Annotated in this window: 17 protein-coding genes; 12 read left to right on the top strand and 5 right to left on the bottom strand. The window is 67.5% G+C overall.

What is annotated here, in order from left to right:
- Positions 1-213: 213 nt before the first annotated feature.
- Both ISO16_RS15150 and ISO16_RS15145 read left to right on the top strand, forming a co-directional pair.
- A complete protein-coding gene (locus ISO16_RS15150; RefSeq protein ID WP_072636522.1) occupies positions 214-1,047 on the top strand; it encodes a mycofactocin-coupled SDR family oxidoreductase in 834 nt (277 codons plus the stop codon).
- A 45-nt stretch (positions 1,048-1,092) separates the two neighbouring features.
- Complete coding sequence (locus tag ISO16_RS15145) at positions 1,093-2,337, top strand: cytochrome P450 (protein WP_072636521.1); 1,245 nt, start codon at positions 1,093-1,095, stop codon at positions 2,335-2,337.
- A 147-nt stretch (positions 2,338-2,484) separates the two neighbouring features.
- Here ISO16_RS15145 and ISO16_RS15140 read toward each other — a convergent pair whose 3' ends face one another.
- The 5 genes from ISO16_RS15140 to ISO16_RS15120 form a co-directional block, all read right to left on the bottom strand.
- Positions 2,485-3,753, bottom strand: a complete 1,269-nt coding sequence (locus ISO16_RS15140) for a cytochrome P450 (RefSeq protein WP_072636520.1) — start codon at positions 3,751-3,753, stop codon at positions 2,485-2,487.
- 117 nt (positions 3,754-3,870) lie between these two features.
- On the bottom strand, positions 3,871-4,833 hold the full coding sequence (locus ISO16_RS15135) for an acetoacetate decarboxylase family protein (protein WP_072636519.1): 963 nt from the start codon (positions 4,831-4,833) through the stop codon (positions 3,871-3,873).
- A gap of 33 nt (positions 4,834-4,866) precedes the next feature.
- Positions 4,867-5,358 carry a nuclear transport factor 2 family protein gene (locus tag ISO16_RS15130; RefSeq protein ID WP_144415056.1) on the bottom strand — a complete coding sequence of 164 codons (492 nt, stop codon included), beginning with the start codon at positions 5,356-5,358 and terminating at the stop codon, positions 4,867-4,869.
- Between the two features lie 295 nt (positions 5,359-5,653).
- Positions 5,654-6,091 (bottom strand): acyl-CoA thioesterase, encoded by a 438-nt coding sequence (locus tag ISO16_RS15125; RefSeq protein WP_072636518.1) that lies wholly within the window; start codon positions 6,089-6,091, stop codon positions 5,654-5,656.
- 20 nt (positions 6,092-6,111) lie between these two features.
- Entirely contained in the window at positions 6,112-6,906 is a 795-nt protein-coding gene (locus ISO16_RS15120) for an SDR family NAD(P)-dependent oxidoreductase (protein WP_072636517.1), read from the bottom strand.
- 163 nt (positions 6,907-7,069) lie between these two features.
- Here ISO16_RS15120 and ISO16_RS15115 point away from each other — a divergent pair, with 163 nt between their 5' ends.
- The 10 genes from ISO16_RS15115 to ISO16_RS15070 all read left to right on the top strand — a co-directional run bounded on the left by ISO16_RS15115 (position 7,070) and on the right by ISO16_RS15070 (position 17,650).
- A complete protein-coding gene (locus ISO16_RS15115) occupies positions 7,070-8,218 on the top strand; it encodes an acyl-CoA dehydrogenase family protein (RefSeq protein WP_006934114.1) in 1,149 nt (382 codons plus the stop codon).
- Positions 8,219-8,248: 30 nt separating this feature from the next.
- Positions 8,249-10,186 (top strand): 2-oxoacid:acceptor oxidoreductase subunit alpha, encoded by a 1,938-nt coding sequence (locus tag ISO16_RS15110; protein ID WP_072636516.1) that lies wholly within the window; start codon positions 8,249-8,251, stop codon positions 10,184-10,186.
- On the top strand, positions 10,183-11,262 hold the full coding sequence (locus tag ISO16_RS15105) for a 2-oxoacid:ferredoxin oxidoreductase subunit beta (RefSeq protein WP_072636515.1): 1,080 nt from the start codon (positions 10,183-10,185) through the stop codon (positions 11,260-11,262). The genes ISO16_RS15110 and ISO16_RS15105 overlap by 4 nt, the downstream gene beginning before the upstream one ends.
- A 141-nt stretch (positions 11,263-11,403) precedes the next feature.
- Entirely contained in the window at positions 11,404-11,811 is a 408-nt protein-coding gene (locus ISO16_RS15100; RefSeq protein ID WP_006934104.1) for a nuclear transport factor 2 family protein, read from the top strand.
- 24 nt (positions 11,812-11,835) lie between these two features.
- Complete coding sequence (locus ISO16_RS15095; RefSeq protein WP_029546543.1) at positions 11,836-13,392, top strand: AMP-binding protein; 1,557 nt, start codon at positions 11,836-11,838, stop codon at positions 13,390-13,392.
- Positions 13,389-13,856, top strand: coding sequence for a hypothetical protein (locus ISO16_RS15090; RefSeq protein WP_043802042.1), 468 nt, complete (start codon positions 13,389-13,391; stop codon positions 13,854-13,856). The genes ISO16_RS15095 and ISO16_RS15090 overlap by 4 nt, the downstream gene beginning before the upstream one ends.
- A complete protein-coding gene (locus tag ISO16_RS15085) occupies positions 13,853-14,269 on the top strand; it encodes a MaoC family dehydratase (RefSeq protein WP_006934099.1) in 417 nt (138 codons plus the stop codon). Before ISO16_RS15090 ends, ISO16_RS15085 begins: the two co-directional genes overlap by 4 nt.
- Before the next feature lie 30 nt (positions 14,270-14,299).
- A complete protein-coding gene (locus tag ISO16_RS15080; RefSeq protein ID WP_006934097.1) occupies positions 14,300-15,139 on the top strand; it encodes a mycofactocin-coupled SDR family oxidoreductase in 840 nt (279 codons plus the stop codon).
- A gap of 7 nt (positions 15,140-15,146) precedes the next feature.
- Positions 15,147-15,662 carry a pyridoxamine 5'-phosphate oxidase family protein gene (locus ISO16_RS15075; protein WP_006934096.1) on the top strand — a complete coding sequence of 172 codons (516 nt, stop codon included), beginning with the start codon at positions 15,147-15,149 and terminating at the stop codon, positions 15,660-15,662.
- 5 nt (positions 15,663-15,667) lie between these two features.
- A complete protein-coding gene (locus ISO16_RS15070; RefSeq protein ID WP_072636514.1) occupies positions 15,668-17,650 on the top strand; it encodes an oxidoreductase in 1,983 nt (660 codons plus the stop codon).
- The last annotated feature ends 138 nt before the right edge of the window (positions 17,651-17,788 follow it).

The raw sequence follows: 17,788 nt of genomic DNA, 5'->3' as shown, positions 1-17,788 counted from the left end.
GAATATCCGCGCGGTCCCCAGTCAGCCGCGACAGCCGTTCGTTGCTGTCGCGGCTGACTGCCGTGCGCGCGGCTCCGGAACCTGTGCCGGCACGGGACGTAGGTGTCCGGCGATCGGGGACCTTCGGACCTTGCGGGCTCACTAGCTAATAATCATGATAAGCATTAGAGTGCGGTTCGTCACAATACGCATACAATGAGAACGGGAGCACCCATGGGACGAGTAGCCGGAAAGGTCGCGCTGGTCACCGGCGCCGCCCGGGGCCAGGGACGATCGAACGCCGTCCGCCTCGCGGAGGAGGGTGCCGACGTCGTGATCCTCGACTCCTGCAAGGACGTCGACACGGTCGCGTATCCGCTCGCCACCACCGACGACCTCGCCGAGACCCACCGGCTCGTCGAGGCGACGGGCCGCCGCTGCCTGTCCCGGGTGGTCGACGTGCGTGACCAGGCGGCCCTCGACCTCCTCGTCTCCGACGCCGTCGACGAGTTCGGGCACCTCGACATCGTCAGCGCCAACGCCGGCATCGTCAGTTTCACGCCTACCTGGCATCTCAGCGACGAGGAATGGCAGAACGTCATCGACGTCAACCTCACCGGTGTCTTCCACACCGTGCGGGCCGTCGTGCCCCGGATGATCGAGCAGGGTACCGGCGGCGCGATCGTGCTCACCAGCTCGGTCGCGGCGATCCGGGCGAGCCGCAACCTCGGGCACTACGCGGCCAGCAAGGGCGGGGTCGTCAGCCTCATGCGCACCCTCTCCAACGAGCTGGGGGAACACGGCATCCGGGTCAACACCCTCAACCCCGGCGCCGTCCGGACGGACATGATCGAGAACGACGCCATGTACCGCATCTACCGTCCGGACCTCGAGTCGCCCACGCAGGCCGACATCGTCGACCACTGCCGCCGGCGCAACGAACTCGACGTCCCCTGGGTCGAGGCCGTCGACATCAGCAATGCCCTGGTCTGGCTGGCCTCCGACGAGGCCCGGTATGTGACCGGCGTGGTCCTGCCCATCGACGCCGGATTGCTCGCCAAGGCTTAGAACCCGATTCGCCGCCAACGAATCCCGTCTCGGAAGGAACGCACGATGGAAAGCCCCGATCGCTGTCCGGTCGTCCACTTCGACCACAATTCGCCCGAGCACTCGGCCGACCCGGCCGAGTCGTACCGGAAGATTCGCGAAACCGTCAAGATCGGCTGGACTCCCGCTCACGGCGGATACTGGGTGCTCTCCGACTACAGTTCGGTCTTCGACGCCGCCCGCGACGACGAGACGTTCTCCTCGGCGCGCAGCGAGTACGGCGGCGACGGGCTGTCCGTGGTGATCCCGAAAACCCCGCATCACGACCATATTCCGATCGAGCTCGATCCCCCGGAGTTCCGCAAGTACCGCAGGATCGTCAACCCGGTCAGTGCGCCGGCCGCCGTCGAGAAGATGAAGCCCACCATCGACCGGCACGTCGCGGGCTTCATCGACAGCGTGATCGAGAGCGGTGAGTGCGACCTGACGTCGGTCATCGGAGTGCCCTCGATCGTCACGGTGGAGTGGCTCGGACTCGACGTCTCGGAGTGGCGCCGCTACTCCAACGCCCACTTCCAGGTGCTCGCGGGAATTCCGGGCACCCCCGAGCACACCCGCGCGGTCGAGGTCGACTTCCCGTACCTGGCCGGACGCATCGAGCAGACCATCACCGAACGGCGACGGGATCCGAAGGACGACATCATCAGCTACCTCGTCCAGCAGGAGGTCGAGGGCAGCCCGATGAACGATCACGACGTGTTCGCGATCGTCGACCTGCTCATCTCCGGCGGCGTCGGCACCACCGCGTCCCTGGTGAGCAACTCGCTGGTCTGGCTCAGCCGCCACAAGGACGTGCGGCAGCGTCTCATCGACCACCCCGATCTCCTCGATCACGCCATCGAGGAGTTCCTGCGGTACTTCTCGCCGACCCAGGCGCTCGCCCGCACCGTGACGCACGACGTCGAGTTCCACGGCTGCCCCATGCAGAAGGGCGACCGGGTGCTGCTGTCGTGGGCCTCCGCCAATCGCGATTCGGAACTGTTCGACAAGCCCGACGAGATCGACATCGAACGGTGGCCCAACCGGCACACCGCCTTCGGCATCGGTGTGCACCGCTGCGCCGGTTCGCACCTCGGCCGGTACATGTCGCACGCTCTGATCAGCCAGGTGCTCGAACGGATGCCGGACTACGACGTCGACCTCGCGGCGCTGCAGCCGTACCCGCGACAGGGCGTGAACACCGGCTACCAGCGCATCCCGGCCACCTTCACGCCCGGTCGCCGGGTACTGACGGACTACACGCTGCAGTAACGTCTTTCGCCGACGCGGCAGTGACGTCTTTCGCCGACGCGGCAGTAACGTCTTTCGCCGACGCGGCAGTGCCGTCTTTCGTCGACGCGGCAGTGCCGGCCGTCCGCGTACGCGATCGCATGCGCGGACGGCCGGCTGTCGCGGCTGTCAGCCGAGCTTCCCGGTCGGTTCGAACTTCACGCGCAGTTCGGGGATGCTGCGGGTGTAGAGGCCCTCCTCGCGCGGTACGAAGCCGTCCTGGTACTCGATCGAGTCCATCGTGTCGAGCACGAGGTTCAGCGCGATGGTCATCTCCGTCTTCGCGAGCATAGAGCCCACGCAGAAGTGGCGGCCGAGGATGAACTGCACGTGGTTGGCCGCACCACTGAATGCTCGGTCGACGTTGAGGTCGGTTCGGAAGATGTCGAACTCGTCCGGATTCGAGAAGTGGCGCTCGTCGCGGTTGGCGGCCGCGAGCATCATGATGCACGTCGCCCCTGCGGGGATGGTCGAGTCCTCGATCTGCACCTCGTCCTCGGTCTGGCGCATGATCATGTGGACGGGTCCGGAATACCGCAGCGTCTCGGCGATGACGCGGTCGGCGAGGGTGCGGTCCTCGCGCACGGCCCGCATCTGCTCGGGATGGTCGATCAGATTGCGAATCATGCTGGCGATGGCCTTGTCCGTCGTCTCGCCACCGGCGACGAGGAGCAGACTGACGAAGGCCTTGATCTCCTCGTCGGACATCTGCTCGCCGTCGACCTCCGCGCGGCACAGGCGCGAGAGCAGATCGTCGCCGTCGCCCGAGCGTCGTTCGCGGATGATCGGCAGCATGTACTCGCGCAGCTCGACATGGGTGCGTTCGGCGGCGGCGTTGATCTCGGGGTCTCCGGCCAGGTTGTTGAGATAGGCCCTGATCGAGAAGTACCAGCCGCGGAACCGCTCGTGATCGCTCTTGGGCAGGCCCAGCATGTCGACCATCACGTTGATGGGGAATCGGCTGGTGAACTGGGAGACGAGTTCGGCCTCGCCCTGCCGGGCCACCGCGCCGAGCAGCTCGCCGGCGTTGCGCGCGACGATGTCGCCGATCAGCTGGGCGGCATTGTGGGTGATGGCCGGCATGAAGCGTTCGAGTCCGTTGCCGCGGAAGAACGGGTTGAGCAGCGCGCGGTGCGTGGAGTGCTCGCGCCCTTCCATCTGCAGGATCGTGCGGCCGTGGATGGGCTCGAGCTGCCATTCGTAGTTGCGGCTGGAGAACTTCGGGCTGCGGAAGGCCTCGGCGCAGTCGGCGTACCTGCTGATCAGGTAGCTGTCCGTGCCCTCGTGGTGCAGGGCCGGGTAGTGGTCGCGCAACACGCGGTGGAGCGGGTACGGGTTGTCGAGGAACTCGGGGGAGAGGATGTCGGGGGCGATGGGGCGGGGATCGACTGCGGTCACTCTGGGATCTCCTGATCGTCGAATCGAGGGTCGAGCAGGATCGGTGCCGGAGCACCGGTCGGGGTCGTGCCGCTCCGCCGAGGGTCTGGGGCCGGAGGTGGACAGTGATCCGGATCACTAGGTGCTGATAACTATAAATACGATTCGAATGATGTCAACGCATATTGGTGAAACGAGTTCTCGACGGGAACGGGCGCCCACTCGTGAGGAGTGGGCGCCCGCACCGAATCTGCCGTCCAGCTCGAGGGTGCTGCCACGCCGGCGGTAGTCGGCGAGCGCCGCGTCGTACTCGTCGTCCGATCCGAGTCGGCTGCACATGCTGGACCCGCAGCGGGTTAGAAGAACCGTTTGACGACCTTCGCTGTCGGCGCGACGTCCATGTCCGAGCGGACGTAGAGGGCGTCTGTGATCCGTTTGATCGGCAGGGGTGTGCCATGGATCGAGTTCGGATTCCACACCGAACGAGATCGAGCCGCGCCCGGACCATGCTTGCTTCGGGGTCACACGGCAGGAGTTGAGCACCAGATCCGCGAGCGACGGGTCCCCACCCTCGGGATTCGGGATGACCCGGAGGCCCATCGGCTTCATGTCGTAGGGCTCGAGGTCGACCGGACGCTCCGGCTTCATCTGTACGGTGCAGATGCGGCTTCCCTTGGGACGTTCCACGATTCCCTGCATGACCTCGCTTTCCTGCTGCCACTCGATGTGGCCGAACTTCTTGGGGTTGCCCCAGATCTCACGGCCGGCGGCGAGTGCCGACTCCTGGTTGAGCAGGATGCGGACGGGATAGATGCACGGCTCGCCCTCCCACGTGCAGTCGAGGAACTGGTAAGCCTCCTCGTACGCACCGAACGTGGTGAACGGCATCTTGGCGATGACGATGCGGACGGTTGCGGGGAGAGTGAGTTCGAAACCCGCTGCCTCCGGAAGGAGGTCGAGCGCGGCGTTCTCGTCGGTCTCGTAGGCGACCGTGATGGTCTCCATGTCGCGATAGTAGACGGGCGGCTTCGGGTAGAGCGGCTCGTCCACCGGCATCGTGTAGCCGAATTTCTCCCGGGTGAGTCGTCCCTGCTTGGCCATGATTGCTCCTTGCGTCGAGGGAAATGTGGCGGATCAGTGTTCGTAGACGGGTGTGGTGGTACCCCGGGGGACGATCATCTTGTCGAACTGCGCCTGCTCGATCAGGGCGGTGTCGCAGAACTCGAGCATGGCCGCGATCTTGTCGTCGCGGACGGTGACGATCCAGCAGTACTGGTTCTTGTACGGAACCCCGTTGCGGCCCATGCCATCCGAGCGGCAGAATACGACGACGCGCCCGTCCTCCAGCGAGAGGACGTCCTCGACCTCGAGTGGCTTGATGCCGTACTCCTGGCTCAGGCCCTGCACGGACGGGCCTTCGCGCTCCTCGCCGCGGAAGTTCGCGCCGAGAAAGTCGTTCTGGATGGACTCGAGACCCTTGTAGGTGCCCGAGATGGGAGTGGATCCGATGAGGGTCCAGGTGGCATCGGGATGGAAGTAGCGGGTGAACGCGTCTCCCACCCCCTCCGAATCGCCGCGGACGGCGGCGAGCCAGTTCTGTACGACCTTCTTTTCGTTGGTTCCCATGTCCATTCGCTTTCGTGATTCCGGGGCGGGCTGCTCCCGCGCCGGTCGACGGGTCGTCCCGAGGAAAGCCGCCGCCAATGCTCGCGCGGCGTCGGGGATGTGACGGGGACGGTCGAGCGGAAGTTGCGTCGAGAGCGCCTCCGCGGACGGTTCGGGACCGGAGTCGCAGTGATCCAGATCACCAATGCTGACGACTGTATACGGAATTTTGTGGGTGTCAACGGATTTCGCGAACTCCCAGGATGCCGAAGGGGCGTCCACTCGGTTGAGTGGACGCCCCTTCGCGCGCGGGAAACTACTGTTCCGTTGTTCTCGGCGGCTCCAGCGTGCGGAGGGCGGCGAGCAGTCGCTCCGGAATCTGCGCCTTCTTCCCGTCCGCGCCGCGCACGGCGAACGTGATCTTGCCGTGGGCGACGAGTTCGTCGCCGCGCTCGAAGTCGAATCCCAGCGCGTACGAGGTGGTGCCGAGGTGGTCGAGGACGACCGTGCAGGTCAGCTCGTCGAACACCTCGCAGCTGGTGATGTATTGGCACTCCGATTTCAGGCCCACGGTGTAGACGCCGACGGTGTCGAGCAACGTGTGGCTGTCGAGGCCGAACGAGTGCAGCCAGACGCTGTACGTGCGTTCCATCCACGGGTAGTTGATGGCGAAGTACGAGATCCCGACGGCGTCGCAGTCGCCGTAGGCGAGCTGGAAGCGCTGCTGCGTGACGGCGGTGGTGGCGGTGGTCATGTCGTGTCCTTCCGGGTGGATCAGGGGTGGCCGCCGTCGACGGTGACGATGGAGCCGGTCGTGAAACTCGAGGCGTCGCTCGCGAGGTAGAGGGCGGCGCCGACGATCTCGTCGGGCTGTCCGCCGCGCTTGGCGGCGAAGCGCTGCGCCCGCTGGGAGAACGCCTCCATGTCCCAGGAGTTGCTCACGTCCGTGAGGAAGGTGCCGGCCATGATCGCGTTGCTGCGCACCGTGGGACCGAACGCGTGTGCCATACCGATCGTAATGGCGTTGAGTCCGGCCTTGGCGGCGGCGTAGGGCAGGATGTCCGGCCTGGGGTGGACGGACCCGGCGCTGGAAATGTTGATAATGGATCCACCGTCGCCCTGCGCCATGCGGGTTCCGACGAGTGCCGCGAGCCGGAACGGGCCCTTGAGGTTCACCCCGATCACCTTGTCGAACAGCGTTTCGCTGACGGTGTCGAGGCTGTCGTACAGCGGGGACATGCCGGCGTTGTTGATCAGCACGTCGATCTTCCCGAAGTGGCCGTAGGCCGCCTCGACGAGTTCCTCGATCGACTCCCATCTGCCGACGTGGAACGAATGCGCAAGCGTCTTGCGTCCCGTCTCCTCGGTGATCTCGTCGGCGGTGGCCTGGCAGGAGGCCAGGTCACGGCTGGCGATGACGACGTCGCAGCCGGCGCGAGCCAGCCCGAACGCCATGGCGCGGCCGAGGCCGCGGCTGCCGCCGGTGACGATCGCCGTGCGGTCGGTCAGATCGAACGCGCGCGCGGGGTCGAAACCCGGGCGGGCCCGGCCGGTCGTTGAATCGGTCATCGAGTTCCTCCACTGGTCCTGGTTGACGGTATCCAATTCCTTGCTATTGTGATCATAGATTAGCGGATAGTGATCCAGTTCACGACAATGGCCGAGACCGCGCCGAGTCACACCGCCGTGTCGCACCCGGTGGATCGGACGCATCGCCAGAACGGAGTACAAGGTGAGTGACGACCAGCAGGACCTGTTCGCCCTGCCGCAGCGGTACCTCGACCTCCAGCGGGAAGCCCGGGACCTCGCGGCCGAGTGCGCCGACATCGCCGCGCGCGCCGACGAGGCGGACAGCTTCGATCCGGACGTCCGCAAGCGGCTGACCGCGTCCCGGCTCACCGAGGTCGTCGTGCCGGCTGCCTACGGTGGTCGCTTCGAGAAGGTCGATTCGCTCGCGGTGACCATCGTGCGCGAGGCCCTCGCCGCCGAGTCGGCCCACCTCGACTCCATGTTCGGCATGCAGGGCATCGGCAGCTACTGCATCAGCGTCGGCGGCTCCGAGGAACTCAAGGCGGAGTGGCTGCCCAAGGTGGCGCGGCTCGAGGCCGTGGCCGCGCTCGGCCTGACGGAGCCGCACGTCGGCTCCGACCTCAAGGCGCTCAGCACCACCGTCGTCGAGCGCGACGGCAAGCTGATCGTCGACGGGCACAAGTCCTTCATCACCAACGGCGGCGACGCGGACTTCTACAGCATCCTCGCCCGCGAGGGCGACGGATACTCCCTCGTGCTGGTCCCGGCCGACGCGCCGGGCCTGCGCATCGAGCGCCCGCACCAGATCATCGCGCCCCACGTGCTCAGCGACGTCATCCTCGAGAACGTCGAGGTACCGGTCGGCAACCGCATCGGGGAACCGGGTAAGGGCTTCGGGCTCGTCCTCGCCACCCTCGCCACGTTCCGCGTGTCCGTGGCCGGCGCCGCCGTCGGCGTGGCCCAGGCCGCGCTGGACGAGGCGGTCGCCCACGCCAAGACCCGGGAGGGCTTCGGCGTCAGCCTCGCGCGTCTCGGATCGGTGCCCGAGCACCTCGCCTCCTGCTGGACCGACATCGAGATGGCGCGCTCGCTGACCTACCGCGCAGCCGCCGCGTCGGCCCGCGACGCACGCGCCAATCTGCACCTGTCGTCGATGGCGAAGGTCGGCGCCACCGAGGCGGCCGCCCGCGTCGTCGACCGCTCGGTCCAGATCATGGGCCGCTTCGGGCTCGTGCGCGGCGGGAAGCTCGAGCGCCTCTACCGGGAGGCCCGTCCCATGCGGATCTACGAGGGCTCGACCGAGGTGATCTTCGATTCCCTGGCCAAGCAACTCGTGAAGGAAGCCCACTAGGGGCAGAATGCGGACCAGAGGCAGGAACCCATGACAACGGACGCGAACACCACCAAGCTGGAGCGAGTCGTCATCCGCTTCGCGGGCGACTCGGGCGACGGCATGCAGCTGACCGGCGACCGGTTCACCTCCGAAGCGGCCGCGTTCGGCAACGACCTCGCGACGCAGCCGAACTTCCCCGCCGAGATCCGGGCGCCGCAGGGCACGCTGCCCGGGGTGTCGTCGTTCCAGATCCAGATCGCGGACCACGACATCCTCACCGCGGGTGATCGCCCGGACGTCCTCGTCGCGATGAACCCGGCGGCGCTGAAGGCGAACATCGGCGACCTGCCGCGCGGCGGCACCGTCATCGTCAACACCGACGAGTTCACCAAGCGCAACCTGTCCAAGGTCGGCTACGCCGCCAACCCGCTCGAGGACGGCAGCCTCGACGAGTTCGTGATCCACCAGGTGCCGATGTCGAGCCTGTCGGTCGGGGCGGTCGAGCCGGCCGGCCTGAGCCGCAAGGACGGGGAACGCGCGAAGAACATGTTCGCGCTCGGGCTGCTGTCGTGGATGTACAACCGGCCGGTCGGGCGGATCGAGGAGTTCCTGCGCACCAAGTTCGCCAAGAAGCCGCAGGTCGCCCAGGGCAACCTGCTCGCATTCCACGCCGGGTGGAACTACGGCGAGACCACGGAGACGTTCGCGACGACGTTCGAGGTGGCCAAGGCGGACCTGCCGCCCGGTACGTACCGGCAGATCACCGGTAACACCGCCCTGGCCTACGGCCTGGTGGCCGCCGGTGAGCTGTCCGGGCTCGAGGTGTTCCTCGGGACGTATCCGATCACTCCCGCCTCCGACATCCTGCACGAGCTGACCAAGCACCGCAGCCTCGGCGTGACCACCTTCCAGGCGGAAGACGAGATCGCCGCCATCGGTGCGGCGGTCGGGGCCTCCATCGGCGGCGCCCTGGGCGTCACCAGCACCTCCGGTCCGGGCCTGGCCCTCAAGAGCGAGGCCATCGGCCTGGCCGTGATGACCGAAATCCCCCTCGTGGTGATCGACGTGCAGCGCGGCGGACCGTCGACGGGCCTGCCGACCAAGACCGAGCAATCCGACCTGCTGCAGGCGCTGTACGGGCGCAACGGCGAGTCGCCGGTCGCGGTGCTCGCGCCGCGCTCGCCGGCCGACTGCTTCGCCACCGCGGTCGAGGCGGCCCACATCGCCCTGACCTACCGGACCCCGGTGCTGCTGCTGTCCGACGGCGCCATCGCCAACGGCTCGGAACCCTGGCAGATCCCGCGGGTCGACGAGCTCGCCCCGATCGAGCCGGGCTACGAGACGGGCCCGGACGCCGGTGGTGCGCCCCTGCGCCCCTACGCCCGGGACCGCGAAACCCTGGCCCGCACCGTGGCGATCCCCGGAACGCCCGGCCTCGAGCACCGGATCGGTGGCCTCGAGAAGGCGAACGGCAGCGGCAACATCTCCTACGACCCGGCCAACCACGATCTGATGGTGCGCCTGCGCCAGGCGAAGATCGACGGGATCTCGGTCCCGGACGCCGAGGTCGACGATCCGTCGGGGCAGACGGAACTGCTGATCGTGGGATGGGGCAGTTCCTACGGGCCGATCGGCGAGGCGTGCCGCCGGGCCCGGCGTCGCGGCACCGCGGTCGCTCACCTGCACCTGCGGCACCTGAACCCGTTGCCGCGCAACCTCGGTGAGGTGCTCGGCCGGTACCGCACGGTGATCGCGCCCGAGATGAACCTGGGACAGCTGACGAGCGTGCTGCGGGCGCGCTACCTTGTCGACGTCCAGCCGGTGACCAAGGTTCAGGGCCTGGCCTTCCTCGCCGACGAGATCGTCGACGCGATCGATGCCGCGCTCGCCGGCACCCTGCGCGAGCTGGAACACGCCAAGACCACCGCCGCGCTGGCTGCGGCCGAGTACCGTCCGGAGCCGGACCGCGAGGAGGAATCGGCATGACCGAGTTGATCAGCCGCGTGGGCACCGATCTCGGCTTGAGTGCCACCGCGCTCGTCCCGACGACCGACACCCCGCAGAAGGCCAAGGACTTCACGAGCGACCAGGAGGTGCGCTGGTGCCCGGGCTGCGGTGACTACGTCATTCTGGCCGCGATCCGCAACTTCCTGCCCGAACTCGGCCTGCGGCGCGAGAACCTGATGTTCGTCTCGGGCATCGGCTGTTCGAGCCGGTTCCCGTACTACCTCGAGACCTACGGCCTGCACTCCATCCACGGCCGTGCGCCGGCGATCGCGACCGGTCTGGCCGTCACCCGGCCCGACCTGTCGGTGTGGGTGGTCACCGGTGACGGCGATGCCCTCTCGATCGGCGGAAACCACCTGATCCATGCGCTGCGCCGCAACGTGAACCTCACGATCCTGTTGTTCAACAACCGGATCTACGGCCTGACGAAGGGGCAGTACTCGCCCACGTCCGAGGTCGGGAAGATCACCAAGTCCACGCCGATGGGTTCGGTGGACCACCCGTTCAACACGCTGTCCCTCGCTCTCGGTGCCGAGGCCACCTTCGCGGGCCGAGCGCTCGACTCCGACCGCAAGGGTCTGACCGACGTGCTGCGCCGCGCAGCCGAGCACCGGGGCACCTCGTTCGTCGAGATCTATCAGGACTGCCCGATCTTCAACGACGGCTCCTTCGACGTGTTGCGCAAGGAGGACGCCGAGCAGCGGGTGATCCCGCTGCGCCACGGTGAGCCGATCGTGTTCGGCGCCGAGGGCCAGAAGTGCGTCGTCCGTGACGGATTCGGACTGCGCGTGGTGGACACGGCGACGGCCGACCCGGGTGCGATCGTGGTGCACGATGCGCACGCCGACGATCCGGAGTACGCCTTCGCGCTGTCGCGGCTGTCTGACCAGGACCTCGAACACACCGTGTTCGGCGTGTTCCGCAGCGTTGCCCGTCCGACGTACGACGACCTGGTGCGGGAGCAGAACGAGAGCGCCCGCACCGGCGGTCTCGACCGCCGAGACTCCCTGCAGTCCTTGTTGACCGGGCACGACACCTGGACTGTGTCCGATTAGCCCGATGTTCGAATAGGGTCGATCGCCGTCCCTCGGCGCGGAAACTGGGGTCCTCGTACCCCTAGACAATGCGCATGATTAGTATAAAGTGACTGCCATCACACCTCCCTTCCTTCCCTCCCCTCGGCAGGAGTAGTCGTAATGTCGCTCAGGAACGAAATCGAAAACGCCCTCGCCCGCTACGCGCTCGCCTACGACGACGGCGACATGGACGGCGTCGAGCGCGTCTTCGGCGAAACCGCCGTGTTCACCATGAAGATCGGCGACGGCGACCTCATCGGGCCGCTGAACGGCCGCGAGGAGATCATGGGCCTGTTCCGCGGCGCGCACGAGTCGCAGACCGACCAGCGGCGGCACATCACCACCAATCTGCTGATCGACGAGATCGACGAGAAGAACGTCCGCACGGTGTCCTACCTGCTCATCACCTCCGCGGAGAACGGTGCGCTGAAGGTGTTGTCCACGGGCAAGTACGAGGACGAGTGGACCCGGAGCGGCGGCGACTGGGTGCTCACCAAGCGGCACATCGCCCTCGACCTCCCGTACTGAACCCTCCCGCATCCGGAGACACCCATGACGATGAACCAGGGCCTCATCCCCGCCAAGTGGGCCGCCCTCACCCCGAACCGCATGGCGTTGTACGACGTCCCCAACGATCGCCGCATCACGTTCGCCGACCTCGACGAGCGCGTCCGGCGCCTGGCGAACGGACTGCGCGGACTCGGCCTGGAGAAGGGCGACCGCGTCGCCGTGCTGACCAAGAACAGCATCGAGTTCCAGGAACTGTTCTTCGCCGTCGGCCGAGCGGGACTGATCCTGCAGCCGCTGAACTGGCGGCTGGCAACTCCGTCCCTGCTCGGGCTCGTCGCCGACGCCACCCCGAAGGTGCTCATCACCGCCTCCGAGTTCCGGTCCGTGGCAGAGGAACTGAGTCGATCCACCACGGTCGACCACTGGCTCGAGTTCGGCCCGGGCGGAAGCGGGACGTACGAGGAGCTGCTCGCGAGCTCCAGTCCGGCCGAACCGATCTGGACGCCGAGCGTCGGGGGAGACGACCCGTTCTTCATCCTCTACACCGGCGGCACCACCGGCGAGTCCAAGGGCGCGCTGCACTCGCACACCAGCGCGGCCGCCGGCATGCTCAACCAGACCGTCGCCGAGCGGGTCGTTCCGACCGACGTCTACATGCTCACCGGCCAGATGTACCACATCCCGGTGGTGCTCTCGATGAACTACATGAAGCACGGATGTCCGGTCGTGCTGGTCAATTTCGAGGCCAAGCAGGCGCTCGAGATCATCGAGTCGGAACGGGTCTCGGCGTTCCTCGGCATCACCACGATGCTGAACTGGATGATGGCCGTGGAGAACTTCGACTCCTACGACCTGTCGAGCCTGCGCAACATCCAGTACGGCGGCGGCCCCATGCCGTCCGCGATCGTGCGCAGCGCGCTCGAGGCGTTCCCGTGCACCCTCATCCAGGGATACGGCCAGACCGAGGGCACGACGATGTCGTTCCTGTCCCAGGAGGACCACCTCGACGCGGTCAACGGCATCAACGAGCACCGGCTGAAGTCCTGCGGCCGCGAAGGATTCGGCACCACGATCCGGGTCGTCGACTTCGACGGCAACGAGGTCCCCAAGGACGGCAGGACCCCCGGCGAGATCGTGGTCCGCTCCGAGGCCAACATGCTCGGCTACTGGAACAAGCCGGAGCTGACCGCGCAGACCCTGCGCGACGGCTGGATGTGGACCGGCGACGTCGCGGTCTGGGACGAGGACCACTACGTCTATATCGTCGACCGGGCCAAGGACATGATCATCTCCGGTGGCGAGAACATCTACAGCATCCAGGTCGAAGAGGCCATCGGCGCCCATCCCGCAGTCCTCGAATGCGCCGTCATCGGCATCCCCGACGACGAGTGGGGCGAGGTCGTCAAGGCCGTCGTCGTGCTCAAGCCCGGGCACACTGCCACCGAACAGGAGATCATCGACACCGCCAAGCGGAACCTGGCCTCCTACCAGAAGCCCCGTTCGGTCGACTTCGTCGACGCCCTGCCGAAGGCGCCGACCGGGAAGATCATGAAGCGGGACCTGCGGGCGCCGTACCTCGAAGCGACGGCGGCCCGATGACCGTGGACACCGGACGCCGGGTGCCGACCGAGACCGAACTCGCCGAACTGGTCGGCACCCGCTTCCCCGGCGGCCAGGCCACGCTCGAGCCGTGGTGGGTGCACCTCGTCCTCGACAGCATGCTCGCCGACCCCGCCGACGGCGGTGCGCACCCGGTGCTGGTGTTCCTCGTCGCCACCGGCGCGATGGGCTGGAGCTGGGACGAGTTGTTCGCGGTGTTCGGGGCCACCGAGGCCGACGGCCCGATGGCCGGGGAAACCGAGACGGTGGTGCACCGGCCGCTGCGCGTCGGCGCCACCTACCGCGTCTCGGGCGAGATCGTCTCCGCGACACGCAAGGTGGGCCGGCGCACCGGCGTCTTCGACATCGTCGGCTACCGTCTCGACCTGCACGACGAGGACGGCGCGCACTGCGCCTCCACCACCAACTCGATCGTGTTCCCGCGGCGAGGAGAGAACGCATGAAACCGACTGTCGGACAGAAGATTCCCGAGCGCACCATCGACGCGGTGGATCCGGCCCGGATGAAGACCCTCTCGGCGCTCATGCGGGACCCGAACCCGATCCATTTCGATCGGAAGGCGGCGAGCGCGCTGGGCCTCGGCGACCGCACGGTCAATCAGGGCCCGAGCAACATCGCCTACGTCGTGTCCATGCTCGGCTCCTGGGCCGGTGGCGTGGACCGGGTCACCGGATACCGGTTCAGATTCCTCGGCAACGTATTCGAGGGTGACAGGCTGCGGGCCGCGGGCGTGGTGACCGACGTGGAGGAGACAGCCGACGGCCTCCTGGTGCGCTGCGACCTCACGCTCGACGTCCTCGGCGGAGCGCGCGTTCTCGAAGGCACTGGGACCGTCCGGTTCCCCGCCGATCGCTAGACACCATTTCCCACGAGAGGGGCGACAATCATGGCAGGACGAGTAGAAGGCAAGGTCGCGTTCATCACCGGGGCCGCCCGCGGCCAGGGTCGCAGCCACGCGCTGCGGCTCGCCGAGGAGGGCGCCGACATCATCGCGGTCGACATCTGCGAGAACATCGACTCGGTGACCCCGTACTACCCGCTGGCCACCGAGGACGAGCTCAAGGAGACCGTCCGGCTCGTCGAGGCCCTCGACCGGCGGATCGTGGCGCACCGCGCCGACGTCCGGGACCGCGCGGCGCTGCAGCGCGCCTTCGACGACGGGGTGGCGCAGCTCGGCGGCGTCGACATCGTGGTCGCCAACGCCGGCATCGCCACCTACGGCCGCTCGTGGGAACTCACCGCCGAGCAGTGGCGCGACATGATCGACGTCAACCTCACCGGCGTCTTCAACACCGCGGTCGTCGCGATCCCCACGATGATCGAGCAGGGCCGCGGTGGGTCCATCATGTTCACCAGTTCGATCGGCGGCCTCAAGGGCATTCAGCAGGTCGCCCACTACGTCGCCGCCAAGCACGGCATCGTCGGGCTCATGCGGACCATGGCGAACGAGCTCGGTCCCCACAGCATCCGGGTCAACACCATCCACCCGACGAACGTCGACACCATCATGATCCAGAATCCCGGGACGTACGGCATGTTCTCCCCGGGGGATCCGGAGCCGTCGCAGGAGAAGGCGATGCCGGGGTTCATGTCGCTGAACACGCTGCCGGTGCCCTGGGTCGAATCGATCGACATCAGCAACGCGGTGCTGTTCCTCGGCAGCGACGAGGCACGGTACGTCACCGGAGTCACCTTCCCGGTGGACGCCGGCGCGTACGTGAAGTGATGTGACGATGGCCGTCGGAATCGACGACAACGAGGATCTGCGTACACTGCGGGTCGACGAGGAGGGCATCGCCGAACTCGTTGCGGCGCAGACCGAATGTACCTTCGCCTTCAGTACGGCGGCCGGGTGGCCCGCCGGGGTGGTGATGAGCTACCTGCACCACGACGACCGGTTCTGGCTCACCGCCGCGAAGGACCGCGCGCACGTACGTGCGGCGATGCGCGAATCCCGCGTGACGCTCGTGATCTCGAATGCCGGCACCGGCCTGCCCGGCAGGCGGATGCTCGCCGTCCGCGGCCGCGTCACCGTCCACGCCGACGCGGAGACCAAACGCTGGTTCTATGCGGCGTTCGCGCAGCGCCATGCTCCGACCGATCCCGCAGCCTTCCAGCGACTGCTGGACAGCCCCAACCGAGTCGTCCTGGAAGTCCGTCCCGTTCGCATCGCGGTCAGTCACGACTCGACCAGGATGCCGGGCGACGGACGCGGCGGCTCGCTCGGGCCTCGACCGAACAAGGAGTGAACAATATGACCGCGGATCCGGACTCCGCCTACGCCCACCTGCTCTCGCCGTTCCAGATCGGCCCGATGAAACTGCGCAACCGCGTGGTGCTGCCGCCGCACGCCTCGGCGATCGGCAACATCTTCGGGTCCGAGGCCGACGCCGAACGCAACCTCGCCTACTACGTGTCCCGGGCGAGGGGCGGAGCCGCGTGGTTCGACAGCCTCAGCGCCTGGGTTCCGAACACCGGGGTGATCCCGGGGTTCGAGCCCACCGGCGTCGGCGCCACGGTCGAGGGCCACTACAGCCTGCCGATCTTCGTCGAACGCGTACAGGCGTATTCCGATGCCCTGCACGCCGAGGGCGCGGTGGCGACGGGGCAGATGGTCCACCAGGGCGGCATGCCGCATGGTGCGTCGTCGGTCCTGAGCGCTCCGGTGATCAACAACGTTCCGCACAAGCTGAACCGGGACGAGATCGCCTACTTCGTCGGCCAGTACAAGTTCTGTGCGGAGCAGGCCCAGAAGGCACGCCTCGACGGCGTCGAACTCCACATGAACCACGACGATCTGCTCGAGTACTTCCTCTCGCCGCTGACCAACAAGCGCGACGACGAGTACGGCGGCTCGATCGAGAACCGTTGCCGGTTCCCGGTCGAGGTGCTGCGGGCCATCCGCGACGTGATCGGATCGTCCATGGTCATCGGCATCCGGCTGAACCTGCGCGAGGAGGTCCCGGGTGGCTACGACATCACCGGGGCCATCGAGATCGCGCAGTACCTCGAGAGCACCGGCCTCGTCGACTACTTCCACGGCGTGGTGGGCAGCCCGTGGGGCAACCCGTCCTACATCCAGCCGCACTTCTACGAGGCCGGCCAGTGGAGCGATCTCGCCGGGCAGCTCAAGCGGGCGGTGTCGCTGCCCGTCGTGCACACGGGCCGCATCAACCACCCCGACGTCGCCGAACGGATCCTCGCGGCCGGCGACGCCGACGTCGTCGGCATGGCCCGCGCGCACATCGCCGAGCCGTCGATCATCGAGAAGGTCCGCACCGGCCGCGTCGACGAGATCCGGCCCTGCGTCGGCGGCAACGAGTGCATCAGCCGCCGCTACGTCGAGGGCCTGCCGTTCGGCTGCGCGGTCAACCCCGTCACCAGCAACGAGGTCGACGGGCCGTGGCCCACCGTGACCGACCCCCGGCGCGTGCTCGTCGTCGGTGGCGGCCCGGCGGGCATGGAGTTCGCGGCCCTGGCCCGGGAGAAGGGCCACGACGTGGAGTTGTGGGAGGCGTCCGACGTGCTCGGCGGCCAGCTGCGCACCGCGATCAACGCGCCCACGTACGACATGTTCGAGAAGTACCTGGACTGGCAGCAGCGCCGGCTCGAGCGGGCGGGCGTGAAGATCGACTACCGGCACGCGGCGACGAAGGCGGAGATCGAGGCCGCCGGATTCGACGTGGTGGCGGTCGCCACCGGCTCCACCCGCCGGATCCCGGACATCCCGGGCGTGTACGGCGACAACGTCGCCGACATCCGCGACGTCCTGAACGGCGACGCCGCGGTCGGCAAGCGGGTCCTGATCGTCGCGCAGGACGATCACATGCCGCCGCTGTCGCTCGCCGACTTCCTCACCGATCGCGGTCACGACGTCACCATCGTCTACGCGACGCAGGTCGCGGGCCAGCTGCTCGGCCGCTACATCGTCGGTGCGATCCTCGGGCGCCTCGACGAGAAGGGCGTGCAGTACCGGTTCATGGAGGACGTCGTCGAGATCACCCCGACCGGGGTGGTCACCCGCAACGTCTACTCCGGCCGCACGCACCAGGTCGACGGCTTCGACTCGGTGGTGCTCGCCTGCGGTGGCATCGGGGACGCCGGCCTGTACGAGAGCATCAAGGACGGCCCGGCCGCAGAGGGCGATCGGGAGGTGCACATCCTCGGTGACGCCTACGCACCGCGCCGCCTGGTGTTCGCCACCCGTCAGGCATTCGCGCTCGCGAAGCTGATCTGACGGACACCACAGCGGGGGTGCGGGCTTCGGGCCCGCACCCCCGCTGTGGTGTCCGTCGGCGATGAGCGGGAGGTTGCTGCGTCGAGCGGGAGGTTGTCGTCGTCGCTTCTCGCGTTTCGGCGCGAGATCCTCCCGCTC

The sequence above is a fragment of the Rhodococcus sp. M8 genome, assembly GCF_015654185.1.
GTDB lineage: Bacteria > Actinomycetota > Actinomycetes > Mycobacteriales > Mycobacteriaceae > Rhodococcus > Rhodococcus aetherivorans.
This window is presented reverse-complemented; position numbering and strand designations above follow the sequence as displayed.